29 protein-coding genes are annotated in these 22204 nt (G+C 67.7%); 21 read left to right on the forward strand and 8 right to left on the reverse strand.

Going from position 1 to position 22204, the window contains the following annotated elements; all coding sequences use genetic code 11:
- Positions 1–4 precede the first annotated feature (4 nt).
- From HL653_RS06315 to HL653_RS06335, 5 genes are all read left to right on the forward strand, one after another.
- Entirely contained in the window at positions 5–394 is a 390-nt protein-coding gene (locus HL653_RS06315; RefSeq protein ID WP_171743769.1) for a response regulator, read from the forward strand.
- Positions 391–666, forward strand: a complete 276-nt coding sequence (locus HL653_RS06320) for a hypothetical protein (RefSeq protein WP_171743770.1) — start codon at positions 391–393, stop codon at positions 664–666. The genes HL653_RS06315 and HL653_RS06320 overlap by 4 nt, the downstream gene beginning before the upstream one ends.
- A 6-nt stretch (positions 667–672) precedes the next feature.
- On the forward strand, positions 673–1554 hold the full coding sequence (locus tag HL653_RS06325; RefSeq protein ID WP_171743771.1) for a flagellar motor protein MotB: 882 nt from the start codon (positions 673–675) through the stop codon (positions 1552–1554).
- A 16-nt stretch (positions 1555–1570) separates the two neighbouring features.
- The gene (locus HL653_RS06330) at positions 1571–1999 is read left to right on the forward strand and encodes a flagellar basal body-associated FliL family protein (RefSeq protein WP_171743772.1); all 429 of its coding nucleotides are present in this window, start codon (positions 1571–1573) and stop codon (positions 1997–1999) included.
- Positions 2000–2225: 226 nt separating this feature from the next.
- Complete coding sequence (locus tag HL653_RS06335; RefSeq protein ID WP_171746810.1) at positions 2226–2657, forward strand: nucleoside deaminase; 432 nt, start codon at positions 2226–2228, stop codon at positions 2655–2657.
- Positions 2658–2860: 203 nt separating this feature from the next.
- On the opposite strand, the gene HL653_RS06340 is transcribed toward HL653_RS06335, so the two are convergent.
- The 4 genes from HL653_RS06340 to HL653_RS06355 all read right to left on the reverse strand — a co-directional run bounded on the left by HL653_RS06340 (position 2861) and on the right by HL653_RS06355 (position 7512).
- Positions 2861–3250: a response regulator gene (locus HL653_RS06340; RefSeq protein WP_171743773.1), complete on the reverse strand. Its 390-nt coding sequence runs from the start codon at positions 3248–3250 to the stop codon at positions 2861–2863.
- Between the two features lie 19 nt (positions 3251–3269).
- A complete protein-coding gene (locus HL653_RS06345; protein ID WP_171743774.1) occupies positions 3270–5759 on the reverse strand; it encodes an ATP-binding protein in 2490 nt (829 codons plus the stop codon).
- A 348-nt stretch (positions 5760–6107) separates the two neighbouring features.
- Complete coding sequence (locus HL653_RS06350; protein WP_253717994.1) at positions 6108–7130, reverse strand: EAL domain-containing protein; 1023 nt, start codon at positions 7128–7130, stop codon at positions 6108–6110.
- Positions 7131–7296: 166 nt separating this feature from the next.
- A complete protein-coding gene (locus HL653_RS06355) occupies positions 7297–7512 on the reverse strand; it encodes a PspC domain-containing protein (protein WP_171743776.1) in 216 nt (71 codons plus the stop codon).
- 369 nt (positions 7513–7881) lie between these two features.
- Between HL653_RS06355 and HL653_RS06360 the strand changes: the two genes are divergently transcribed.
- The 16 genes from HL653_RS06360 (at position 7882) to HL653_RS06435 (ending at position 20080) form a co-directional block, all read left to right on the forward strand.
- Entirely contained in the window at positions 7882–9150 is a 1269-nt protein-coding gene (locus tag HL653_RS06360; protein ID WP_171743777.1) for a glutamate-5-semialdehyde dehydrogenase, read from the forward strand.
- Positions 9114–9791 carry a nicotinate-nucleotide adenylyltransferase gene (locus HL653_RS06365; RefSeq protein WP_171743778.1) on the forward strand — a complete coding sequence of 226 codons (678 nt, stop codon included), beginning with the start codon at positions 9114–9116 and terminating at the stop codon, positions 9789–9791. The genes HL653_RS06360 and HL653_RS06365 overlap by 37 nt, the downstream gene beginning before the upstream one ends.
- Positions 9792–9865: 74 nt before the next feature.
- Positions 9866–10204: a ribosome silencing factor gene (rsfS, locus tag HL653_RS06370; RefSeq protein ID WP_171746811.1), complete on the forward strand. Its 339-nt coding sequence runs from the start codon at positions 9866–9868 to the stop codon at positions 10202–10204.
- A gap of 20 nt (positions 10205–10224) precedes the next feature.
- The gene (locus HL653_RS06375; protein ID WP_171743779.1) at positions 10225–10647 is read left to right on the forward strand and encodes a 23S rRNA (pseudouridine(1915)-N(3))-methyltransferase RlmH; all 423 of its coding nucleotides are present in this window, start codon (positions 10225–10227) and stop codon (positions 10645–10647) included.
- Entirely contained in the window at positions 10644–11792 is a 1149-nt protein-coding gene (locus tag HL653_RS06380) for a murein hydrolase activator EnvC (RefSeq protein ID WP_171743780.1), read from the forward strand. Before HL653_RS06375 ends, HL653_RS06380 begins: the two co-directional genes overlap by 4 nt.
- A gap of 215 nt (positions 11793–12007) precedes the next feature.
- Positions 12008–13372, forward strand: coding sequence for a S41 family peptidase (locus HL653_RS06385; protein WP_171743781.1), 1365 nt, complete (start codon positions 12008–12010; stop codon positions 13370–13372).
- Between the two features lie 8 nt (positions 13373–13380).
- Positions 13381–13887: a disulfide bond formation protein B gene (locus HL653_RS06390; RefSeq protein WP_253718001.1), complete on the forward strand. Its 507-nt coding sequence runs from the start codon at positions 13381–13383 to the stop codon at positions 13885–13887.
- Positions 13854–14408 (forward strand): demethoxyubiquinone hydroxylase family protein, encoded by a 555-nt coding sequence (locus HL653_RS06395; protein WP_253717622.1) that lies wholly within the window; start codon positions 13854–13856, stop codon positions 14406–14408. Before HL653_RS06390 ends, HL653_RS06395 begins: the two co-directional genes overlap by 34 nt.
- Positions 14409–14456: 48 nt before the next feature.
- Positions 14457–14909, forward strand: a complete 453-nt coding sequence (locus tag HL653_RS06400) for a hypothetical protein (RefSeq protein ID WP_216599958.1) — start codon at positions 14457–14459, stop codon at positions 14907–14909.
- A 1-nt stretch (position 14910) separates the two neighbouring features.
- Positions 14911–15306: a hypothetical protein gene (locus HL653_RS06405; protein WP_171743782.1), complete on the forward strand. Its 396-nt coding sequence runs from the start codon at positions 14911–14913 to the stop codon at positions 15304–15306.
- Positions 15307–15478: 172 nt separating this feature from the next.
- Positions 15479–15838 carry a 50S ribosomal protein L21 gene (gene rplU / locus HL653_RS06410; protein WP_171743783.1) on the forward strand — a complete coding sequence of 120 codons (360 nt, stop codon included), beginning with the start codon at positions 15479–15481 and terminating at the stop codon, positions 15836–15838.
- Positions 15839–15852: 14 nt separating this feature from the next.
- Positions 15853–16119, forward strand: a complete 267-nt coding sequence (gene rpmA / locus HL653_RS06415) for a 50S ribosomal protein L27 (RefSeq protein ID WP_171743784.1) — start codon at positions 15853–15855, stop codon at positions 16117–16119.
- A 167-nt stretch (positions 16120–16286) separates the two neighbouring features.
- The gene (locus HL653_RS06420) at positions 16287–16853 is read left to right on the forward strand and encodes a GNAT family N-acetyltransferase (protein ID WP_171743785.1); all 567 of its coding nucleotides are present in this window, start codon (positions 16287–16289) and stop codon (positions 16851–16853) included.
- Between the two features lie 157 nt (positions 16854–17010).
- A complete protein-coding gene (gene obgE, locus HL653_RS06425) occupies positions 17011–18057 on the forward strand; it encodes a GTPase ObgE (RefSeq protein ID WP_171743786.1) in 1047 nt (348 codons plus the stop codon).
- Positions 18042–19178 carry a glutamate 5-kinase gene (proB, locus tag HL653_RS06430; protein ID WP_171743787.1) on the forward strand — a complete coding sequence of 379 codons (1137 nt, stop codon included), beginning with the start codon at positions 18042–18044 and terminating at the stop codon, positions 19176–19178. Before obgE ends, proB begins: the two co-directional genes overlap by 16 nt.
- Complete coding sequence (locus tag HL653_RS06435; protein ID WP_171743788.1) at positions 19175–20080, forward strand: NAD(P)H-binding protein; 906 nt, start codon at positions 19175–19177, stop codon at positions 20078–20080. Before proB ends, HL653_RS06435 begins: the two co-directional genes overlap by 4 nt.
- 113 nt (positions 20081–20193) lie before the next feature.
- Here HL653_RS06435 and HL653_RS06440 read toward each other — a convergent pair whose 3' ends face one another.
- The 4 genes from HL653_RS06440 to HL653_RS06455 all read right to left on the reverse strand — a co-directional run bounded on the left by HL653_RS06440 (position 20194) and on the right by HL653_RS06455 (position 22126).
- On the reverse strand, positions 20194–20541 hold the full coding sequence (locus tag HL653_RS06440) for an ArsC family reductase (RefSeq protein WP_171743789.1): 348 nt from the start codon (positions 20539–20541) through the stop codon (positions 20194–20196).
- A gap of 216 nt (positions 20542–20757) precedes the next feature.
- Positions 20758–20943 carry a DUF4169 family protein gene (locus HL653_RS06445; protein ID WP_171743790.1) on the reverse strand — a complete coding sequence of 62 codons (186 nt, stop codon included), beginning with the start codon at positions 20941–20943 and terminating at the stop codon, positions 20758–20760.
- Positions 20943–21827, reverse strand: a complete 885-nt coding sequence (locus tag HL653_RS06450) for a diacylglycerol kinase family protein (RefSeq protein WP_171743791.1) — start codon at positions 21825–21827, stop codon at positions 20943–20945. The genes HL653_RS06445 and HL653_RS06450 overlap by 1 nt, the downstream gene beginning before the upstream one ends.
- A gap of 98 nt (positions 21828–21925) precedes the next feature.
- Positions 21926–22126 carry a hypothetical protein gene (locus tag HL653_RS06455; RefSeq protein ID WP_171743792.1) on the reverse strand — a complete coding sequence of 67 codons (201 nt, stop codon included), beginning with the start codon at positions 22124–22126 and terminating at the stop codon, positions 21926–21928.
- Between the last annotated feature and the right edge of the window lie 78 nt (positions 22127–22204).

Consider the following 22204-nt stretch of genomic DNA (forward strand, 5'->3'; position numbering starts at 1 on the left):
CAGAATGCCTGCCGCCTCGACAATTAAGGTGATGGTGGTCGACGATCAGACCAGCATGCGCGCGATGATCCGTCGCTCGCTGCAGGATCTCGGCTTCAAGGACGTGCGCGATACGTCCGGCGCCGCCGAGGCGTTGACGGCGATCAAGGCCGATCGGGTCCATCTCGTCATCTCCGATTACAACATGCCGGAGATGGACGGGCTGCAATTCCTGGAGGCCGTGCGCGGCGATCCCGCGATCAACCGGACCGCCTTCATCATGCTCACCGGCTCGGCCGATCGCAGCGTGGTGGAGAAAGCGGCGGCGCTGGGCGTGAACAATTATGTGGTGAAGCCGTTCGTGCCCGCCGCGCTGAAGCAGAAGATCGAACGGGTGTTCGGGGAGCTCACATGATCCACGCCGATCCCCTGCGCGCGATCGCGGCCGAATTGCGCGCCGCGCGTGACGGTGTCGAGGCGCTCGCCCTCGTCGTCGTGTCCGATCCCCGCTTCGTGCAGGATTATGCGGCGCACTTGCAGTCGTTCGATTTCCTCGCCCAGCATGTCGAGGAATGCGGCCGCCTGCTCGATCGGATCGCGGGGGGCGAGGATCCGGTCGCGGCGCTGGGCGGTGTCCGTCTCGCCGAAATGCAGCAGCGGCTGCACGGCCGTTTCGAGGGAGCGTGAGCGATCATGGCCAGCTTCGACTCTGATCGCGCCGAACCGAGGATCGTCGTCCGCCGTCGCCGGGGGGGGCACGTCAAGCCGCCGCATCATGGTGGCGCGTGGAAGATCGCCTATGCCGATTTCGTCACGGCGATGATGGCCTTCTTCATGCTGCTGTGGCTGATCTCCAATCCGGACAAGGGCCGCCTGAAGGGGCTGGCCGAATATTTCTCCACCGCCTCGGTCAATTCCGATCCGGCCGCCACGCTCACGTCGCAGCCCGGCTCGGATCCTGGCATCGGCGGCCGCCGCCGGCGCGCGCAATCCGATTCCAGCGATGCGCGGGGCGAGGCGAGCGCCGAGGCGGGATCGAAGGGCGCCGCGCGGGGCGGCACGGCCGATATTCCCGAAGCCTCGCAGCGCATCTTCGCGGACGAGATGATGATCGCGCTGGAGCCGCCGCCCGAAGCGTCCGCCGGGGCCAAGGCGAAGATCCGCGTCGATCCCGTGCGCGACGGCATCCGCATCAGCCTGATGGATACGGCGCGGCAGAGCATCTTCTCGGGCCCCACCGCCACGCTGAATGCCTATGGCCGCGAATTGCTGGCGCGCGTCGCGAAGAAGCTCGCCAATTCGGGCGGCCAGATCGCGATCGAGGGGCATACGGATTCGGTGGGCGGCGCGCAGAGCGATACCAACTGGCAATTGTCGTCCGCGCGCGCCATGTCGTCGCGCGCGGCGATGGTCGCCGCCGGGCTGCCCGCCGATCGCTTCTCCGAGGTCGTCGCCAAGGCCGGCACCCAGCCGATCGATGCCGAGCGTCCCGACCGGCCGGAAAACCGGCGCATCACCATCGTCGTGCTGGCCGAGCCTTCGGTCCTGCCGCGCGACGCCAGCTTTCAATTCTAGGGCCGGGGCGGGGGACATGAAGACATTGTTCGTGGTGCCTGCGGTCGCGGTGCTCGGTCTCGCGGTCGGCGGCAGCGCGGCCTATGGCACGGCGCGGCTGCTCGGCGGCAAGCCGCTGATCGCGCGGGCCAGCACGCGCATCTTCCTGCCCACCGGCCCGATCGTCTCGCCGCTGGTGTCGGCCGACGGGCATCTCGCCGGCTATGTCCAGTTCGAGGCGCAGTTGGAAGTGTCGGGCGAGAGCGCCGCCGGGATCAAGGATCGCCTGCCTTTGCTGCTGGACGCGACCACGCTCCGCACCTTCAAGGCGCCGATGGCGAGCGGGCCGGACGGCATGCTGCCCAATGTCGACATGTTCCGCCGCGTGCTGGGGGAGGCCGCCCGGCAGGTCTATGGGCCGGATCAGGTCTCGAAGATCGTGATCACCCAGGCTTCACCGATGTAGCTGTGCTGGCGAGGGTCGCTTTCCGTGCGGGCATTTCTCACCCGTCACCCCGGACTTGATCCGGGGTCCCGCTGCCTTTCTCTCGGGGGGACGAAGAAGAAGCGGGATCCCGGATCAAGTCCGGGATGACGGAGGGAGAGTTCCAAAGTGCGCCTCGCTTATCCTGCATTTCCGTTTCCCGCCGCCCCCCCTAAAGCAAGGTGTGGCCTTCCCGCTTCCCGCCCCCATGCGCCTCGCGCTCGATCTGTCCGCTGCCGCCGCCTCGGCGGGCGAGGTGCCGGTCGGCGCGGTGGTGACGCGTGCGGGGGAGGTGGTCGCTACCTCGGCCAATGCGATGCGGACCGATCATGATCCCACCGCCCATGCCGAGATCGTCGCGATCCGCCGCGCGGGGCTCGCGCTCGGCACGTCCCGGCTAGACGAGTGCGATCTGTGGGTGACGCTGGAGCCCTGCGCGATGTGCGCGGGCGCGATCGCGCTCGCCCGCTTCGCGCGGCTTTATTATGCGGCGGAGGATCCCAAGGGTGGGGCGGTCGCGCACGGCCCACGCCTGTTCGCGCAGCCGACCTGCCATCATCGGCCCGAAGTCTATGCGGGCATCGGCGCGGGCGAGGCGGCCGAACAACTTCGCGCCTTCTTCGCCACGCGGAGAGACTGAGCGGGTAAGGCGGACCAACGGAAAGTTCGGCCGACAATCACTTTTTTCCGTTCGCACTGAGCCTGTCGAAGTGCCGTTCTTCTCTCTTCCGATCGTAGAAAAAGAACGGTGCCCTTCGACTGCCTGCCAAGGCAGGCGCTCAGGACAGGCCCCGACAGGCTCAGCACGAACGATTTTAGGGCGTGGCCCGCGTCGATCGGTCGTCAGGCCAGCACGATCGACTGGTTGCCGCGCGCGATCAGGCGGCCGATCGCGTCGAACAATTTGCTCATCGCGACAGGCTTCAGGATCACCTCGTCGGCGCCCTGGTCCACGCAATTCTGGCAGATGTCGACGGCGGTGTCGGCGGTGACGACGATCACCGGCACGCTCGCCTTCGCATCCGGGCGGGCGCGCAGATGGCGGATCGCGGTCAGCCCGTCCATGCCCGGCATGCGCAGGTCCATCAGCACGATGTCGTAATCGCGCTCGTCGATCATCCGCAGGCCGGTCTCGGCGTCGGGCGCCTCGTCCATGTTGGCGCCCGCGACGGTGAGCATGTCGCGCACCACGCGGCGGTTCATGGCGTCGTCTTCAACGAAAAGAATGTTCATGGTCGCCTGTCCGGGCCGTTCACGCCGCGATGCCGGCGGGCGATGCGTCACCGATCATCGCGGCGGCAAGACGCGCCAGAAGATCAGCGGCATTGATGGGTTTGGCAATCAACAGGTCGACTCCGTGGGCGGCGGCGGCCTCCTCAATCGTCCTTTCGGGCGAGGGCCACAAGAGCGCAACGCGCGTCCCATGGGGATTTCCCGCCGAAACGAGTCGCCCGGCCGCCGCCATATCGGTGGCGATCGTTGCGGCATCGACCAGAATCAGATCGGCCTCGCCCGCCTCGATCGCGGGCAGCGCCTCGTCCACGCCCGCGACGGCGGTGAGCGAGGCGACATGCGGGGTCAGCACCGCGCGCATCACGCTCTGGCTGAGCGGGTTGGCCTCGATCAGCAACAGCCGGGTCGCGCCCAGGCGCTTGGGCTCGCCTTCATGAGCGGTGATGGCCGGCCGCTTGGCGACGGGCTGGAGCGGGAGATCGAGCGTGAAGGTCGCGCCCGCGCCCAGAATGCTGGTCGCGGTCACGTCGCCGCCCATCGCGCGCGCCAGATTGCGGCAGATGGCCAGGCCCAGGCCCGTGCCGCCGTGGCGCCGGGTGGTGCCCCCGTCGATCTGCCGGAAGGATTCGAACACGTCGTCCAGCCGATCGGCGGGAATGCCGATGCCGGTATCGCTGATGCTGATCCGCAGCCGCTGTTCGCCCGATTCGGCGCCGTCCGCGTCGATGGATTCGGCCACCAGGCGCACTTCGCCCCGATCGGTGAATTTCACGGCGTTCGACATCAGATTGAAGACGATCTGGCGCAGCCGAACCTCATCCTCCACGATCTCCTTCGGCGCATTGTCCGCCAGCGCGATCGTGATCCCCTTGGTCGCGGCCTGCCCTTCCCACACGCGGACGGCGTCGCGCAGCAGGGTGGCGAGGTCCATCGGCGCCTTGGCGATCTTGATCTCGCCGCTCGTCATCTTGGCCACGTCGAGAATGTCGTCGACCAGCGCCTTCATCGTCTGGCCGGCACCGTGGACGAGCTGGATCTTCTCGCGCACCGGCGGATCGATGCCGCGATCGGCCAGCAGCACCTGCGTCATGCCGAGAATGCCGTTCAGGGGCGTGCGGATTTCGTGGCTGGTCGTCGCGAGGAATTCGGTGCGCGCGGCCAGCGCCTTTTCCAGCTCCACATTCGTATGGCTCAGTTCCTCGTTCGCGGCGCGCTCGCGGTCGCGGCTGCGCCGGATCGACATGAAGCCCGCCAGCAGCAGCGAGGAAACGATGCCGAACAGAGCGAGCAGGCCGCCGAGGATGATCGCGCGGGTGCGCGCGCGGCCCTGCTCGATCGTCGCCTGCTGGCGCACTTCGTTGGCGCGCAGCTGGGCGATGCGCGATTGCTGCGTGGCGAAATCGAATCGCGCCGCCATCAGCGCGGCATTGGCGGACGCCGCGATCGAGCGCGCATGATCGTCGACGACCTTATAGGCCTCCAGATATTCCAGCGCGCGCGCGTCGTCGCCTCTGGCCTTGTAGAGGCGGTAGCCGGTGTCGAGGAACGGCCGCAGCTCGACGCTGGTGGCCTTCAGATCCTTGCCGGCGAAGATGCGCTCGACCAGCCCGATGCCCCGTTCCACCTGCCCGCGCTTCTCCGCCAGCTGGGCGGCGGCGCCGAGCAGGGTGGGCGTCCAGTCGCCTTCCGGCTGCGAGTTCAGGATTTCGAGGCCGCGACTCACGGATTGATCGGCCGCCGAGATATTGCCCGCCGCGATCTGGGACTTCGCAAGATCGCCCAGAAGGCGCGCCTCCAATATGGGGCTGCGTTCCTTGCGGGCGATGGCGATGCCCATGTTGAATTCGCGCTCCGACGCCGGATATCGGCCCAGTTCCATCAGCGCGACGCCGCGATTGCCATGCGCGGAAACGAGCAGGAACGGATCGGCCTGATAGGTTTCCGCCGCCTGCTGATAATAACGGAGCGCGTTCGGATAATCGCGGGCGATCAGATAGACCGAGCCGATGCTGGAAAGCGCGATCGCCTCGCTGCGATGCTGCCCCGTCCGCTGGAAGATCTCGAAGGCCCGGAGCGAATCCTTCAGGGATCGCTCGACGTCGCCATTGCTCGCCGCGACGGATGCTCGGACCGTCAGCAGATCGCCGGCAACGGGCGGATCGGGCGTGATTTTGGAAATGGCGCCACGCAGCGCGGTATCGACCACGCGGCCGGCTTCTGCCGGGCGATAGAGGCTGATCAGAGCCGCGCCACGCAGCCCGGACGCTGCGGCGTTGCCAAGGATGCGCTCCCTGGGGTCTGACAGCTGCGACGACAGCGCGTCGATCTTGTCGGCCTGCGCCAACGCCTGTTGGGGCGCGGACATCACAAGCGCCCGTCCGCGAACGACTTCCTTGTCGATCTGGGCAGGCGTGATTCCTGGAGCGGCCGCAACGGGTGCCGCTGCGACAAATGCGCAGAGCAACATCGCGACAAACCGCTCGAAGGCGAGATTCGGGAGGATCTTCATGTCCGCCAATCCATAACCAAGGATTGGTTAACGGAAGAAGATGGTGCGTGGGAGCCGGCCGAGGGAATTTCGGCGGCGATGTGACGACGTCCCGTTTCGAAAACGCTGCGTCGTCTCACGCAGACCAAGTCACGGATTCGGCGGTCTTGCTGCGCCGATCGAGACTTATCGAGGCTAGAGAAAAGAGGGTCTGCGAAGAGGAACATTCTATCCCTCCCGCTCGTGGCGCGTGTTCGCGGGATTAGTACGGACGGTACATCGTGGCCTCCTGCGAGGACACGACGATGCCCTCGCCACCGCACATAACGGAGGCGTGATCAATGGTAAAGCGAAAAAGTTAAATAGATCTTAAGCCTGTTTTTTAGCCGCTCCCTCCTCGGCGATCGTCTCCTGTCCCGCCGCCGCCAGGGGCTTGGCCCATGGGAAGGCGACGGGGATTGCGGGCTCTCCCGCTGCGTCACGTGTGTCGAGAAATGCCCTTAGCTCGCCCAGCGGCATCGGCTTGGCGATGAGGTAACCTTGCATGAGATCGCAGCCCATGACGCGCAGTAGCGCCATCGTGGCCGCCGAATCGACGCCCTCGGCCGTCACTTCCATCTCCAGCGCGTGCGCCAGATCGATCGTCGAGCGGACGAGCAGCGGATCGCGGTGGCTGGTGGACAGGCCGGAAATGAACATCCGGTCGATCTTCAGTTCGTGCGCCGGAAGCTGCTTCAGATAAGCGAGGCTCGAAAGGCCGGCGCCATAATCGTCGATCGCGATGCGGATGCCGGCGTCGGCGAACAGGTGGAGATTGCGGAGCGCGCCCGCCGGATCGGCGATCATCGCCGTCTCGGTGATCTCGATGCCGATCGGCGCGCTGGCGCTGCGGATCGTCTCCAGCACCCACTGCGCGAAATCGCGATCGGCCAGAAGATAGGCCGAAACGTTGACGTTGAAGGCGAGGCTGTGGCCGCAGGCGGACAGGCTGCGCTGTTCGTTGATCGTCTGGCGCAGCACCCATTCGGTGATGCGGCGGATCTCGCCGCGCTGCTCGGCCACGCCGATGAAATCGCTGGGCGACACCAGCCCCTGCTCGGGATGGCGCCAGCGCACCAGCGTCTCGATCGCCTCGATCTTGCCGTCGCGCCCGCGCATCTTCGGCTGGTGGACCAGAAAGAGCTGGCCGCGCACGATCGCCGCATCCAGATCGTCGGCCAGTTGCGGAGGACGGGGCGGGCTGTCCGCGCTCTCGATCGCCGGGGCGGTGGGGGGCGCTGCCCCGGCGGGGATCCGTCGCGCCAGTCGCATGCCGAGCGCGCAAGCCGCCATCATCGCCGCAAGAATGACAGCCAGCAGTGCCGTGGCGGCGGGCAGGTTAAGCGAAATCACCAAGCGACTTTGTCCACAGCTTATGAAGAAAGCCTTAATCCGGCGGAAACCATGCTCCTACCGGCAAGATTAACAATGGTTAATGCCTTTTGGACTGCAAATCAATCGGTTCTGAAGTCGCGATTGGAGTGGTGCGAGGGAGTGGTGCAAAAAGGTGACGCGTCGCTCAGCGACGCGCCACGAAGAAGGCCAGGGCGGCGATCAGATAGACGCCGATCGTCATCTCGAACGACAGGCCCAGGATCGCGAACACGAAGGCGATGCGGAAGACGAGCGGATCGATCCGGCTGATCTCGCCCAGCGTCGCGCAGACGCCGAGCAGATTGTCGCGATGGGGGCGATCGGCCCGGCTGTCCGCACTCTGGTTCGGCAAGGTTGCCATGATGGGTCTCCCTCTCCGGAAGGGTCAGGCGGCGAGGTGCGCGAAGGGCGCGGCGGCGGCGAGCAGGTAGGTCGCGCTGGCGGCGAAGCCGAGGACGGCGACGACGAGGTCGGACGCGAAGCTCTTGGTCGAAAACATGGGACATTCCTTCATCTGTGATCCGGTCGGACCGTTCCGATCGGGGATGCCTTCCCATCAGCAGGGATCGTGCCAATTGCTTCCAAGGGGCGAAAAGCGGCCCGCGTGCGATGCTGCATCGCAACCGGCGCCAGTTTTCGGCGGCCGATGCCAATCACGGGTGAAACTTTCAGGCGCCCAAGAAAAAGCGCCTGCTAGGCTCCGTTCGCGCGCGTGCTAGAGACGGTGATCATGACTGACGCGCTTCCCATCGATGCAGCCGCCCTCGTCCAGGACATGGCGGCGTGCGCCCGCGCCGCCTCCGTGGTGCTGGCGCGCAGCCCATCGGCGAAGAAAGCGGAGGCGCTGGTCCACGCGGCCCGCATCCTGCGCGCGCGGGCGCCCGCCATCCTCGCCGCCAATGCGGACGATGTGGCGCGCGCCCGCGCCGCCGGCCTGTCCTCGGCGATGCTCGATCGGCTGCTGCTCGATGAGACGCGCCTTGCCGGCGTTGCCGGGGCGCTGGAGGATGTGGCGGCGCTGCCCGATCCGGTCGGCGCGGTGATCGATCGGGTCGATCGGCCGAACGGCCTTCGTCTCAGCCGCGTGCGCGTGCCCTTGGGGGTGGTCGGCATCATCTATGAAAGCCGCCCGAACGTCACCGCCGATGCCGGCGCGCTCGCTTTGATGGCGGGCAATGCCGTGATCCTGCGCGGCGGATCGGAAGCGCGCGCCAGCAATCGCGCGATCCACGAATGTCTGGTCGCGGGGCTGGAGGCGGCGGGGCTGCCTGCGGATGCGATCCAGCTCGTCCCCGTCACCGATCGCGCGGCGGTCGGCGCGATGCTGACGGCGCAGGGGCTGATCGACGTGATCATTCCGCGTGGCGGCAAGGGCCTCGTCGCGCGCGTGCAGGAGGAGGCGCGCGTGCCGGTGCTCGCGCATCTCGACGGGATCAACCATCTCTATATCGATCGCGCGGCCGATCCGGCCAAGGCGCTCGCGCTCGCGGTCAACGCCAAGCTGCGCCGCACCGGCGTCTGCGGCGCGACCGAGACGCTTCTGATCGATCGCGCTTATCCCGATCCCGCGCCGATCCTCGCCGCGCTCGCCGATGCCGGCTGCGAACTGCGCGGCACGGACGAGATCCGCGCGATCGAGCCGCGCGCCATTCCCGCCACCGACGCGGATTGGGACACCGAATATCTGGAGGCCATTCTCGCCGTCACCTTCGTCACCGGCGTCACCGGCGCCACCGCGCACATCGCCGCGCACGGATCGCACCATACCGACGCGATCGTCACCGAGGACGAAGCGACTGCCGAGTCCTTTCTGGCCGAGGTCGATTCGGCGATCGTGATGTGGAACGCGTCCACCCAGTTCGCCGACGGCGGCGAATTCGGGCTGGGCGCGGAGATCGGCATCTCCACCGGCCGGCTGCATGCGCGCGGCCCGGTCGCGCTGGAAGGGCTGACGACCTACAAATGGCTCGTGCGCGGGGAAGGACAGATCCGGCCTTGAGCGGGTCCCGTCGGCCGACTGGCCTCTTCGGCGGATCGTTCAATCCTGCGCATGGCGGGCATCGCGCGATCAGCCTCGCGGCGCTGGAGGCGCTGGGGCTGGACGAAGTGTGGTGGATGGTCTCGCCCGGCAATCCGCTGAAGGATGGCGCCAGCGACATGGCGCCGATGGCGGCGCGCTTCGCCTCGGCCGAGCGGATGGCGCGCGGCGCGCGAATCATCCCCACCGCGATCGAGGCGCGGCTCGGCACGCGCTACACGGTCGATACGCTCGTCCGGCTCGTCCGCCTCTATCCGCGCCGGCGCTTCATCTGGATCATGGGCGCGGACAATCTGGCGCAGTTTCACCGCTGGAAAGACTGGCGCCGGATCGCGCGCACCATGCCGATTGCGGTGATCGCCCGTCCGGGTTATGATCACGTCGCCCTCACCGCACCTGCGATGGGGTGGCTGCGGCGCTTCGTCCGGCCCGCAGGCCAGGAGTTTTACTGGACGAAGTGGAGTACGCCGGCGCTTGTGCTGCTGCGATTCCGTCCTGACCCACGATCCGCGACGCAGGCGCGCGCCATGAGGCCCGCCTGGTTCGCATCTTCCCCACACCCGACGCCGCGCGACAGGTTGACGCGCCGCGTGCTTCCCTAGGAGGTTCCTTGCCTGCTGCCGCCCAACCGCTGACTCCGTCCGAACCGGACGACAGTAGCGACACTCTCCACGACATGGTCCTCGCCTCCTTGGACGACGACCAGGCTGTCGAGACGGTCTCGATCCCGCTGTCGGGCAAGTCGAGCATCGCCGATTATATGGTGGTCGCGTCCGGCCGTTCGAGCCGCCAGGTCGGGTCCATGGCCGCCAAGCTCGTCGACAAGATCAAGGCGTCGACCGGCCGCAGCCCCCGCGTGGAGGGTATGCCGACGGCAGACTGGGTGCTGATCGATGCGGGCGACGTGATCGTCCACCTGTTCCGCCCCGAAGTCCGCAGCTTCTACAATCTGGAGCGGATGTGGGCGTTCGGCGATGCGCCCGGCCGCGCCGAGCCGGGCCTGGGCACCGCCTGATTTTGACGATCTAGACCCGCGTGCTGCTTCATATCGTCGCCCGCGGGCGCATCGGCCGTGGGCCCGAGGCGGAGCTGGTCGCGCGCTATCTCGATCGCGTGTCCTGGCCCACGAAAATCACCGAACTGCCCGATCGCGGCGGCCGCGTGCCGCCGCTGGCCACGTCTTCCGTCACCATCATGCTGGATGAGAAGGGGCCGCCGCTCGGCTCGCTCGCTTTCGCCACGCGTCTCGGCCGCTGGCGGGACGATGGCGTGCGCGAGGCGCGCTTCCTGATCGGCGCCGCCGACGGCTTCGACGATGCCGAGCGCGCGGGGGCGGACCTGCTCATCAGCTTCGGCGCGATGACCTGGCCGCACATGATGGCGCGCGCGATGCTGGCCGAGCAGCTCTGGCGCGCGACGAGCATCCTCGCCGGCCATCCCTATCATCGCGAGGGATGAGGGCGCTCCTGCCCGTCTGGCTGCTGGCGACGGCGGCGATCGCCGCGCCCGCCGTGGAGAGCGATACCGCGCGCGCCCTGCAGCGGGCGCGGGAGGCGGAAGCCATTTCGGCCGAGCGCGCCGCCTCGCTTTCGTCGCAGGCCGATCGCAGCGCCGCCGCCGTCGCGCACGCGGACGAGCAGGCGGCCGATCTCGCGCGCGAACTGGCGGAGGCGGAGGCCGGCATGCGCGAAGCCCGCACCCGCGCGCAGGAGGCGATTGCTGCCGAGAAAGCGCAGGCGGTCCGCGTCGCGGACACGCGTGCGCCGCTGGTGGGGATGACGGCGGCGCTCGCCCGGATCGCGCGCCGTCCGCCGGCCGTGGCGCTGGCGAGCGGGGCGAGCGTCTCCGATGCCGCGCATCTGACGATCCTGATCCGCCACATGCGCGCGCGCATCGCCGCGCAGAATGCGGCGCTGGCCGAGGAACTCATCCGGCGGAAGGCGTTGCGCGAGGACAGCATCCGGGCCGTCGCGGCCCTGGAGGCATCGCGCCGCCTGCTCGATCAGCGGCGCCTGCTGCTGGCCCGCTCCCGCCTCGATCTGGTCGAGCGCAACGCGATCCTCGCCGATGCGGCCGAGCAGGAGCGGGAGCGGCTGCGCGGGCTGGCCGAGGAACGTGCGTCCCTGGGCGAAGCTCTCGGCGAATCGCAGCGCAGTCAGGAGGTGTCGGCCCGGCTGGCCGCGTTGCCCGGCCCGATGCTTCCGCCCGGTGCGCCGTCCGCTCCAGCGAGCCGTGGGGCGGGCGCCTATGCGCTGCCCCGCTTCGGCCGCGTCGTCGCGGGGACGGACGAGCGCGATCATGACGGCGTCCGCTCGCGCGGCCTCGCGCTCGCCACCTCGCCGGGCCTGTCGGTCGTGGCGCCGGCGGCGGGGCACGTTCTCTATGCCGGGCCATTCCGCAATTATGGCGATATCGTCATCCTCGATCACGGCCATGGCTGGACCAGCCTGATCGCAGGCCTGTCGCGCGCGTCCACGGATCTGGGCACGGATCTGCTGCAGGGCGCCGCGATCGGCCGGTCCGGGCGGCGGCTGCTGATCGAACTGCGCCACGATGGCCGGCCGGTCGATATCGTCGCGATGGCGGATCGGTTGCAGCGGTAAGGGCTCTCCTCTTTCCACCGTTTGCCCTGAGCCCGTCGAAGGGCTGTCCTTCTCTTCTGTCGGGAGAAGAAGGTCGGTGCTTCGACAAGCTCAGCACGAACGGGACTGAGGGGAGGGCGGTGCGCTCCGCCGCGGATCTGAAGGCCCAATCCACCCCCATGTTTCTTGTGATCCATAAAGCCGCTAGAAAGGTTGGATGTTCGAGAAGGATGGCGATGCGTAGATCCCTGTTGCTGAAGAGCGCCGGCCTTGTCGCGGCGATGGCGCTGATCCCGGCTTTCACGGCCGGCACGGCTGCGAACGAAGTCGAGACTTACAAGGAGCTCGACCAGTTCATGTCGATCTTCGAGCGGGTGAAGGCCGAATATGTCGACAAGGTCGATGACAAGACGCTGATCAAGGGCGCGATCGACGGCATGCTCGCCAGCCTCGATCCCCACAGCTCCTACCTCGACGCGCGCGACTTCAAGAATATGAAGACGACGACCGAGGGCAATTATGGCGGCGTCGGCCTGACGGTGCAGGGCGAGGATGGCGTGATCAAGGTGGTCACCCCCACCGAGGATACGCCCGCCTATCGCGCCGGCATCAAGAGCGGCGACTATATCACGCATGTCGACGGCAAGCTGATCTATGGCGAGCAGCTGGACGAAGCGGTCGACAAGATGAAGGGCCCGGCGGGCACGGATGTCCGCCTCACCATCGTCCGCCCCGGCCGCGACAAGCCGTTCGACGTCACGCTGAAGCGCGAGATCATCGAAATCAAGGCGGTGAAGTGGGAGGTGAAGGGTGATGTCGGCATCATCAACATCAACAGCTTCTCCAAGGTGACCGGCCCCGGCGTGCGCGCCGCCTTCGTCTCGATCGACAAGGCGCTCGGCCATCGCCCGCTCGGCTATGTCGTCGATCTGCGCGCCGATCCGGGCGGCCTGCTGGATCAGGCGATCGAGGTGTCGGACAGCTTCCTCGATCATGGCGAGATCGTCTCGCAGCGCGGCCGCGAAAAGACGGATATCCAGCGTTATTATGCGCGGCCGGGCGACGATGCGCACGGCCTGCCCGTGGTGGTGCTGGTGGATGCGGGCACGGCGTCGGCGGCCGAGATCGTCGCCGGTGCGCTGCAGGATCACAAGCGCGCGCTGATCCTGGGCGAGCGCAGCTTCGGCAAGGGTTCGGTGCAGACGGTGATGCCGCTCACCGACGATACCGCGCTGCGCCTCACGATCGCGCGATATTACACGCCGTCGGGTCGGTCGGTGCAGGAAGGCGGGATCGATCCCGACATCGTCGTGCCGCAGATCACCGATCCGGATCGGCGCGGTCGCCCGCGGATGCGCGAATCGGATCTGCGCCATCACCTGATCAACGAGGTGAAGGCCGACGACAAATTGCTGGAGGCGGACGACAAGACCGATCCCCGCTTCGAGCAGACGGCCGAGCAGCTGAAGAAGGCGAACATCACCGATTTCCAGCTGGATTATGCGGTGAAGACGATCGCCCGTCTGGCGACGCCGACCGTGCAGACGGCGCTGGCGGACGCGGTGCCGGCGCCCGGCGCGGCGAAGACGCGCAAGCGCTGATGGCGGCGATGGTGGGCGTGGGGAATTCCGGCGGCCGCGCGGGCATGCTGGCGCCGGCCCGCGCGCTGGCCTTGCTCGTGCCTGCGGCCCTGCTGGCGGGTGCCTGGGGCTTCCAGCTGATCGGCGGCTATCCGCCGTGCGAGATGTGCCACTGGCAGCGCTGGGCGCATTATACCGCGCTGCCGCTCGCCATCCTCGCGATCCTGCTGCGCGGCACGCCCGGCATTTCGCGCGCGCTCACCCTGCTGGCGGGGCTCGCCATCCTCGCCTCGGGCGCGATCGGCGTGTTTCACGCGGGCGTCGAATATCATTGGTGGTCGGGCTTCACCCGCTGCACCAGCGTCAGCCTCGGCAGCGGCGATCCGCTGAAGGCGTTGCTCGCCGCCCCCCTGATCCGCTGCGACACCGCAGCCTGGACTTTGGGCGGAATCAGCATGGCGGGCTTCAATGCCCTCTTCTCGCTGGCCGGCGGGATCGCCATATGGGCGCTATGTCTGACGCGCCCGGCCCGCTAATCCCTCCCTCCAAGCGGGAGCGCGACGCGATGATCCGCGTCGATCAGGCGGGCGAATTCGGCGCGACGCGCATCTATGCGGGCCAGCTCGCCATATTGGGCGATCGCCATCCGGCATCGCGCGCCATCGCGCGCATGGCGGCGCAGGAGCAGAATCACCTCGCCCGCTTCAACGCCCTGATGACGGAGCGGCGCGTGCGGCCGACCTTGCTCGCGCCGGTCTGGCATGTGGCGGGTCATGCGCTGGGTGCCGTGACGGCCCTGATCTCGCCCGAGGCGGCGATGGCCTGCACCGCCGCGATCGAAACCGAGATCGACCTTCATTACGAGGATCAGCGCCGCACGCTCGGCCCGCATGATCCGAAGCTGGGCACGATGATCGCCGAGTTCCAGGCCGAGGAGGTCGAACATCGCGAGACCGCCATCGCCGCCGGGGCCGAGCGCGCGCCGGCTTATCCCGTTCTCTCGGCCGCGATCCGCATGGGTTGCCGCGCCGCCATCGCGATTTCGAAGCGGATATGAGCCGCCTGTCGCGCGTTTCGTCTTTCTCCAGCAGGAAAGCCTGAGCTTATGTCGAAGCCGCTTCTGATCGCCGCCGCAGCGGCCGCCGCCGCTTTCGGTGGCCTGGGGTTCGCCACGCCCGCCGCCGCGCAGGCCAACGAGCGCGTGCTGATCGTCTATGGCAAGGATCCCTGCCCGACGACCAAGGCGGGCGAGGAGATCGTGGTCTGCGCGCGCAAGCCCGAGGGCGAGCGCTATCGCATCCCCGAGGAATTGCGGACGACCAATCCCGGCCCGAACGATCGCTGGGCCGATCGCGCCAAGAGCCTGGAATATGTCGGCGCCAGCGGCACCTCCAGCTGCTCGTCCACGGGCGGCGGCGGCTGGACCGGCTGCTGGTCCAAGCTGATGAACCAGGCGCGTGACGAGCGGAAGGCGCAGGCCGATTCGACCCGTTCGCCCACCGATACCGAGCCGACCGGCGATACCGGCATCCGCGCCGTGGTGAAGGGTAACCAGTAAGATGCTCCGTCTGGCGGCGGCTTTCCTGATGGCGGCGCTGGCCACGGCGCCCGTCGCCCCGCTGTCCGCCGAGGTGGTCGAGGGCGCGCCGCCCACGCGGGTCTCCACGCTCGTCGTCTATGGCAATGATCCGTGCCCGCGCAGTTCGGGCGACGAGATCGTGGTCTGCGCGCGCCAGCCGGAGAGCGAGCGCTACCGGATCCCGGAGAATCTCCGGAAGCAGGAATATAATGCCGCGCGCGACGGCAGCTGGGCCGGCACCGCCAAGGTGCTGGAATATGTGAACCGTCAGGGGATTCCGAACAGCTGCAATCCGATCGGCAGCTTCGGCCAGTCCGGCTGCTTCCAGAAGTTCATCGAGGAGAATGGCCGCGTCCGGAGCGCCACCGCGCCCTGATCGGCCTCTGATCGTTTCGTCACCCGCCGGTCCGGAACGGCATCTTCATGACGATCATGCGGACTCGGGTTGACAGAATCGGGACGATAACCTAGCTGCGCCGCTTCTCGCGCGGGGTGCGCCCTCGGTGGCCATTTGGCGCGCGATCCAGATTTGAAAGAAGATGAGGCCCATGTTCGCAATCGTGCGCACGGGCGGCAAGCAATATCGCGTCGCCGCCGGAGACAAGATCGTCGTTGAGAAGCTCGAGGGCGAGGCCGGCGCAGCCGTGTCCCTTTCCGACGTTCTGCTTGCGGGCGACGGGACCGAGCTGAAGTCGGTCGAGGGCCTCGTGGTCTCGGCCGAGATCGTGGCGCAGGGCCGCGGCGAGAAGATCATCGTCTTCAAGAAGCGCCGCCGTCACAATTATCGCCGCCGCAACGGCCACCGCCAGTATCACACGATCCTGAAGATCACCGCGATCGGCGACCACAAGGCGCCGGCCAAGACCAAGGCTGCCAAGGCGGAAACGCCGGCCGCCGCCGAAGCGTAAGGAGCTAGCGACTCATGGCACATAAGAAGGCAGGCGGTTCATCCCGCAACGGTCGCGACTCGGCCGGTCGTCGTCTCGGCGTGAAGAAGTTCGGCGGTCAGGAAGTGATCGGCGGCAACATCATCATCCGCCAGCGTGGCACGAAGGTCTATCCCGGCGTGAACGTCGGCATGGGCAAGGATCACACGTTGTTTGCGCTGTCCGAGGGCCGCGTGTCGTTTCACGACGGCAAGCTCGGCCGCAAGTACGTCAGCGTGATTACGGCGCTCGCCGCCGAATAATCGGACGAACGTGAAAACGGGTCGTCCCAAGGGCGACCCGAACGTCCGCTGCGGCGGACAATCAGGGAGACGGGTCGCACCGGCTCCCTTTTTCGTGTCTCCCTGAAACGTCGTTGTCGCTCGAGCGTAATGCTCTGGCGGTACGAGAGCGCGGGGAGAGTAAACCCATGTTTGCAATAACAGAACGGCTGCTGCTGCGGCCGGGTTGGATCGAGGATGCGCCCGCTTTGAGCAGGGCGATCGGGGACCACGCGGTGGTCCGTAATTTGGCGCGTGCGCCCTGGCCTTATGCGCTGGGCGATGCGGAGCAGTTTCTGTCGCTGCCTCAGCAGCATGATCGCCCGCGCCTGCTGATCTTCCGCCGCGAGGGCTCCACGCCCGAGCTGATCGGCGGAATCGGCATTCACGATGGCGTGAACGGTACGCCGGAACTCGGCTACTGGCTGGCGCGGGCCCATTGGGGCAAGGGCTATGCCACCGAGGCCGGCCGCGCCCTGATCGCCACCTGCGACGAGACGCTGCGTCTGCCGCACCTGATCGCCAGCCATGCGCTGGACAATCCGGCGTCGGGCCGCGTGCTGCGTCGTCTGGGCTTCCGCCCGACCGGCGAGACCGGCCGGCTGCACAGCCTTGGCCGTGGCGTCGAGATGGATGTGAAGGGCTTCATCCGCCCGCGTTTCGCGCGCGGCGAGGATATGGCCGAGGAAGCGGAGAATGCGCCGCTTGCGGCGTGATCCGCTTGCCGGGTGTTGGCCGTACTCCGGCGAAAGCCGGAGTCCAGGGCTCACGTGACTTCGCCTGCAGCTCTGGGCTCCTGCGTTCGCAGGAGCACGGTTGGGCACATCGGCCTGATCGGGTGACGCCGCGCCCCTAAGGCGCTAAGCGCCTGCCATGCATTTTCTGGATCAGGCCAAGATTTTCATCCGCTCCGGCGCGGGTGGCCCGGGCGCGGTGTCGTTCCGGCGCGAGAAGTTCATCGAATATGGCGGCCCCGACGGCGGCAATGGCGGCAAGGGCGGGGACGTGATCTTCGAGGCCGTCGCCGGCCTCAATACGCTGATCGACTTCCGCTACACCCAGCATTTCCGCGCGCCGCGCGGCCATGGCGGCGCGGGTTCGAACCGGACGGGCGCGGGCGGCGACGATCTCGTCATCCAGGTGCCGGTCGGCACGCAGATCCTGTCCGAGGACAAGGAGGATGTGCTCGCCGATTTCACCAAGGCGGGCGAGAAGCGGGTCTTCCTGCGCGGCGGTGATGGCGGGCGCGGCAACGCCACCTACAAGACCTCCACCAATCGCGCGCCCCGCCAGCATGGTCCCGGCTGGCCGAGCGAGGAGATGTGGGTGTGGCTGCGGCTGAAGCTGCTGGCCGATGCCGGCCTCGTCGGCCTGCCCAATGCGGGCAAATCCACCTTCATCAACGCCGTCACCAACGCGCAGGCGAAGGTCGGCGCCTATGCTTTCACCACCACCCGGCCGCAGCTGGGCGTGGTGCGCCATCGCAACCGCGAATTCGTGGTGGCCGACATTCCCGGCCTGATCGAGGGCGCGGCGGAAGGCGCCGGCATCGGCGATCGCTTCCTCGGCCATATCGAGCGTTGCCGCGTGCTGCTGCATCTGGTGGACGCGAATGACGAGGATGTGGCCGAAAGCTACCGCATCGTCCGCGAGGAACTGGAAGCTTACGGCGCGGGCCTGACCGAAAAGCCCGTCCTCGTCGTCCTCAACAAGATCGATACGCTGGACGACGAACTGATCGAGGCGCTGTCGACCGAGCTGGAGCTGGCGAGCGGCGCCCCGGTCATCCCCATGTCGGGCGCGGCGGGCACGGGTCTCGATTGGGTGCTGGATCGCCTGCTCGACGAGATCGGGCCGGAGCATGGCGCGGTCAGCGAAGACGATAATGGCGAGGATGCGATCGAGTGGTCGCCCCTCTGATTTCCGAGTCGCTTTCGCCTGCTTCATGCCCCCGGCTGATCGTGAAGATCGGCTCGGCTTTGCTCGTCGACAAGGCCGGCCACATAAGGCGCGACTGGCTGGACACCGTCGTGGCGGATATCGCCGCGCGGCGCGATGCGGGGCAGCAGGTCGCGATCGTCTCCTCGGGCGCGATCGCGCTCGGCGCGCGCGTGCTGGGCCTGCCCAAGGGCGGCCGCGCGAGTCTGGAAGATGCGCAGGCCGCCGCCGCCACCGGCCAGATCGGTCTGTCCTCCGCCTGGGCGCAATTGCTCCACGAACGCGGCCTCGTCGCCGCGCAGATGCTGGTGACGCTCGACGATCTGGAGGATCGCCGCCGCTATCTGAACGCGTCCGCCACGCTCGATCGCCTGCTCGCGCTGGGCGTCGTCCCCGTCATCAACGAGAACGACTCGGTCGCGACCACCGAAATCCGCTTCGGCGACAATGATCGTCTGGCGGCGCGTGTGGGGCAGGCGGCGGGCGCGCAGGGCGTGATCCTGCTCTCCGATATCGACGGGCTCTACACCGCCAATCCCGGCGTCGATCCCACCGCGACTCTGGTGCCAGAGGTGCGCGTGGTCGATGCCCGCATCCGCGCGATGGCGGATGGCGGTTCGGCCTCCGGCATGGGATCGGGCGGCATGATTTCGAAGCTGGAGGCGGCGCGGATCGCACAAGGCTCCGGCGCGCATCTCGCGATCGTCTCCGGCCGCGTCGATCATCCGCTCGCGCGTTTCGCCGAGACCGGGCGGGGCACGCTCTTCTGGGGCGGTGTCGGCCGGAAGGGCCGCAAGGCCTGGCTGGCGGGGCGGCTCACGGCGCGCGGGCGCATCATCGTCGATGCGGGCGCGGCGAAGGCGCTGCGCGACGGGCGCAGCCTGCTCGCGGCCGGCGCCACGCGCGTCGAGGGATTGTTCGCGCGCGGCGACGTGATCGAGATCAGCGATGCGGAAGGCCTGATCCTCGGTCGCGGCCTTGCCGAATATGATGCGGCCGATGCCGCGAAGATCGTCGGCCGCCGCAACGATGCGCAGGCCGATCTGCTCGGTTACGCGCCACGCTCCGCGATGGTCCACCGCGATCATCTGGTGCTGGTGTGAGCCGCATCGCGATCACGGGCGGCACCGGTTTCGTCGGCGCACACCTGATCGATCTGGCCGTGGCGCGCGGGCATAAGGTGCGCGCGCTCACCCGCCGCCCGCAGCCGCCGCGCTCGGGCGTGACATGGGTGGAAGGCGCGCTGGATCGGCCGCCGGGCCTGGCCGCGCTGGTCGAGGGCTGCGAGGCCGTCATCCACGTCGCGGGCGTCATCAACGGCAGCGAGGCGGAATTCCATCGCGGCAATGTGCTGGGCACGGAGGCGATGGTGTCCGCCGCGCTCGCCGCCGGGATCGAGCGCTTCGTCCACGTCTCCTCGCTCGCCGCGCGCGAGCCGCATCTGTCGGCTTATGGCCGCTCCAAGGCCGAGTCGGAGGAAAGCGTGATCGCATCCGGCGGCGATTGGACGATCGTCCGCCCGCCCGCCGTCTATGGCCCCGGCGATCGCGAGATCCTGGAGCTGTTCCGCGTCGCCAAGTCGGGCGTGGTGCCGCTGCCACCTGCCGGTGCGCTGTCGGTAATCGCGGTGGCGGATCTGTGCCGCCTGCTGCTCGATTGTCTCGATCACCCGGCCAGCATCACGCGCCTGTTCGAGCCGGATGACGGGCGCGAAGGCGGCTGGAGTCATGTCGAATTCGCGCGGCTGGTCGGCAAGGCGATCGGTCGCCGCGTGCTACCGTTGCCCATGCCGCAGGGCGTGCTGAAGGCCGGATCCTGGCTCGGCCGCCATGTGCCCGGCCCGCTCGCCAAGCTGACGGCGGATCGGCTGGCTTATTATTGCCACCCCGACTGGACGGTCCTCCCCGCCCGCCGCCCGCCCGAAGAGGTCTGGCAGCCGCAGGTGGAGACGGCGCAGGGACTGGCGGACACGGCGGCGTGGTACAAGGCCGAGGGCTGGCTTTAGCGTTTCACTCCAAAAGCCGTTCGTGCTGAGCTTGTCGAAGCACCGTCCTTCCTATGCGGCGACAGAAAGAACGGCACTTCGACAAGCTCAGTGCAAACGGCGAGAAGGGGGGCTCAGCCGAACACCGCCTCGTAAATGTCGGGCTTGAACCCCACGATCCGGCTGTCGCCCAGATCGAGGATCGGGCGTTTGATCATCGAAGGCTGGGCCAGCATCAGCGTGATCGCCTTGCCCGCATCCAGATCGGCGCGATCCGCCTCGGGCAGCTTGCGGAAGGTGGTGCCGGCGCGGTTCAGCACCGTCTCCCAGCCATGCTCGGCCACCCAGCCTTCCAGCTGCGCGCGATCGACACCGGCCTTCTTGTAATCGTGAAAGGCGAAGGCGACGTCGTGCCCCTCCAGCCAGGTGCGCGCCTTCTTCACGGTGTCGCAATTGGGGATGCCGTACATCGTGATCGCCACGCTCTGTCTCCGCTGGATGAGCGAGCCTCCTAGCGCGCGGGCGGGCAAAGGAAAGCGAACCCTTCCTTCTCCCCTCCCTGAAAGGGAGGGGCCGGGGGTGGGTCGCTCACTCCGGGCCGTTTGCCGGATAGGGGAAGAGTGGATCGGGAGGAGCCGGAAGCGAGGCGCGCCGCTTCTTTCCACCCACCCCCAACCCCTCCCTTTCAGGGAGGGGAGTTATCGGTCGTCACCCTCCAGCTTGGCGCCATCCACCACGCGGGCCAGCCGCTCGGCCTCGATCCGATCGCGGGTCTTCTCCGCGGTCGTCCGTCCATGCAGCGCGCGATTGGCGCTCGCCTTCACGTCGGCATCCTTGCGCGCCTTGGCCTTGCGCGCGGTGCGGAGGTTGATGATCTCGCCCATCAGGCGGGCACTACCATCCGGATCGCCCGTTCGGAAATGCTGGCCTGAACGGGCGTGCGCGCCAGCACTTCGCCGTCGATCGAGATGGGCAAAGGCGGGATGGTCTCCACCCGGAAGCTCTTGCCCCGAAATTCGCGCAACGTGCCGCGCGCGGTCTGCGGGCCGATCAGGCTGAGGCCCCAGCTCCACAGCAATTTGGTGCGCGCCGATCCCACCACCGCCTGCACCACGATCTCGCCATTCTCGACGTCGGTTTCCACGAGTTCGGTGCCGCCATGATAGGCGCCATTGGCGATGCGCACCTCCAGCGCGCTCAGGCTCTCGCTGCCGCCGTCCCAGCTCACCTTCAGCGTGAAGGGCTGGAAGCGCGCCATCTGCAGCGCGGCCCAGGCGAGATAGCCGGGTCGGCCGAGCCATTTCTTCAGGCCGTGGGGCACGGTTTTCGCGATCAGGGGAGAGATGCCGATCGCCGCGCAATTGGCGAAATAATCCGCGTCGATCATGCCGAGATCGATCCGGCGCACCTGCCCCTCCACGATCACCTTCACCGCGCCCGCGATATCGAGGGGGATGCCGAGCGTGCGCGCGAAGCTGTTGGCGGTGCCGAGGGGCAGGAGCGCGAAGACGGTCTTTTCCGCTACGACATGATCGACGGAGCCGGAAATGGAGCCGTCCCCGCCGCCCACGATCACCATCGGCACGCCGGAGGCGACCGCCGCGCGAACCTCTCCGTCCAGCCTGCGGGGATCGCGCACGGCCTTGGCGGAAACCAGCTCGACGCCGGCGTCCTTCAGCAGGCGGCAGGCGTCGCGAAACGCCTCACGTCCCTTGCGGGATTTTCCGTTGACGATGAGGGCGGCCTGGCGTGGCGGTTTTGTCACCATGCGGGCCCAACGCGGCGCAACCGTTTAGGATGCGTAATGGCGTGGAGAAGGGGTGGTGCGGCGCTGCCAATGCGCGCTTCCGCGCATCTGCAAAAATATCAGCCGGCCGTGCCGTTCACGATCAGCCACGCGGCATAGACGATCAGCATCGCGCCCATCGCCGCCGAGAAGGACAGCATGGCCCAGCCGAACGCCGTGACGATCGGCGGATTACCGCGCGATTCGCGCTTGTTGCGCGAAACGCTGGCCATCAGAAAACTGGCGATCACGCCGTAGAAGAGCGCGGCAACCTCAAGCATGTTGATCCCCCCGGATCATGGGAAACGAAGGCATGTGGTTAATGCCTATCCTCTCAAGGATGCGTTAATGCTGCAGCG

Origin of the sequence: Sphingomonas sp. AP4-R1 (assembly GCF_013113735.1) — a bacterium.
GTDB lineage: Bacteria > Pseudomonadota > Alphaproteobacteria > Sphingomonadales > Sphingomonadaceae > Sphingomonas_I.

Excerpts from the sequence above, each read along its gene's own strand:
- HL653_RS06315 (WP_171743769.1), top strand. The coding sequence starts at position 5 with ATGCCTGCCGCCTCGACAATTAAGGTGATGGTGGTCGACGATCAGACC.
- HL653_RS06320 (WP_171743770.1), top strand. The coding sequence starts at position 391 with ATGATCCACGCCGATCCCCTGCGCGCGATCGCGGCCGAATTGCGCGCC.
- HL653_RS06325 (WP_171743771.1), top strand. The coding sequence starts at position 673 with ATGGCCAGCTTCGACTCTGATCGCGCCGAACCGAGGATCGTCGTCCGC.
- HL653_RS06330 (WP_171743772.1), top strand. The coding sequence starts at position 1,571 with ATGAAGACATTGTTCGTGGTGCCTGCGGTCGCGGTGCTCGGTCTCGCG.
- HL653_RS06335 (WP_171746810.1), top strand. The coding sequence starts at position 2,226 with ATGCGCCTCGCGCTCGATCTGTCCGCTGCCGCCGCCTCGGCGGGCGAG.
- HL653_RS06340 (WP_171743773.1), bottom strand. The coding sequence starts at position 3,250 with ATGAACATTCTTTTCGTTGAAGACGACGCCATGAACCGCCGCGTGGTG.
- HL653_RS06345 (WP_171743774.1), bottom strand. The coding sequence starts at position 5,759 with ATGAAGATCCTCCCGAATCTCGCCTTCGAGCGGTTTGTCGCGATGTTG.
- HL653_RS06355 (WP_171743776.1), bottom strand. The coding sequence starts at position 7,512 with ATGGCAACCTTGCCGAACCAGAGTGCGGACAGCCGGGCCGATCGCCCC.
- HL653_RS06360 (WP_171743777.1), top strand. The coding sequence starts at position 7,882 with ATGACTGACGCGCTTCCCATCGATGCAGCCGCCCTCGTCCAGGACATG.
- HL653_RS06365 (WP_171743778.1), top strand. The coding sequence starts at position 9,114 with ATGGCTCGTGCGCGGGGAAGGACAGATCCGGCCTTGAGCGGGTCCCGT.
- rsfS (WP_171746811.1), top strand. The coding sequence starts at position 9,866 with ATGGTCCTCGCCTCCTTGGACGACGACCAGGCTGTCGAGACGGTCTCG.
- HL653_RS06380 (WP_171743780.1), top strand. The coding sequence starts at position 10,644 with ATGAGGGCGCTCCTGCCCGTCTGGCTGCTGGCGACGGCGGCGATCGCC.
- HL653_RS06385 (WP_171743781.1), top strand. The coding sequence starts at position 12,008 with ATGCGTAGATCCCTGTTGCTGAAGAGCGCCGGCCTTGTCGCGGCGATG.
- HL653_RS06390 (WP_253718001.1), top strand. The coding sequence starts at position 13,381 with ATGGTGGGCGTGGGGAATTCCGGCGGCCGCGCGGGCATGCTGGCGCCG.
- HL653_RS06395 (WP_253717622.1), top strand. The coding sequence starts at position 13,854 with ATGGGCGCTATGTCTGACGCGCCCGGCCCGCTAATCCCTCCCTCCAAG.
- HL653_RS06400 (WP_216599958.1), top strand. The coding sequence starts at position 14,457 with ATGTCGAAGCCGCTTCTGATCGCCGCCGCAGCGGCCGCCGCCGCTTTC.
- HL653_RS06405 (WP_171743782.1), top strand. The coding sequence starts at position 14,911 with ATGCTCCGTCTGGCGGCGGCTTTCCTGATGGCGGCGCTGGCCACGGCG.
- rplU (WP_171743783.1), top strand. The coding sequence starts at position 15,479 with ATGTTCGCAATCGTGCGCACGGGCGGCAAGCAATATCGCGTCGCCGCC.
- rpmA (WP_171743784.1), top strand. The coding sequence starts at position 15,853 with ATGGCACATAAGAAGGCAGGCGGTTCATCCCGCAACGGTCGCGACTCG.
- HL653_RS06420 (WP_171743785.1), top strand. The coding sequence starts at position 16,287 with ATGTTTGCAATAACAGAACGGCTGCTGCTGCGGCCGGGTTGGATCGAG.
- obgE (WP_171743786.1), top strand. The coding sequence starts at position 17,011 with ATGCATTTTCTGGATCAGGCCAAGATTTTCATCCGCTCCGGCGCGGGT.
- HL653_RS06445 (WP_171743790.1), bottom strand. The coding sequence starts at position 20,943 with ATGGGCGAGATCATCAACCTCCGCACCGCGCGCAAGGCCAAGGCGCGC.
- HL653_RS06450 (WP_171743791.1), bottom strand. The coding sequence starts at position 21,827 with ATGGTGACAAAACCGCCACGCCAGGCCGCCCTCATCGTCAACGGAAAA.
- HL653_RS06455 (WP_171743792.1), bottom strand. The coding sequence starts at position 22,126 with ATGCTTGAGGTTGCCGCGCTCTTCTACGGCGTGATCGCCAGTTTTCTG.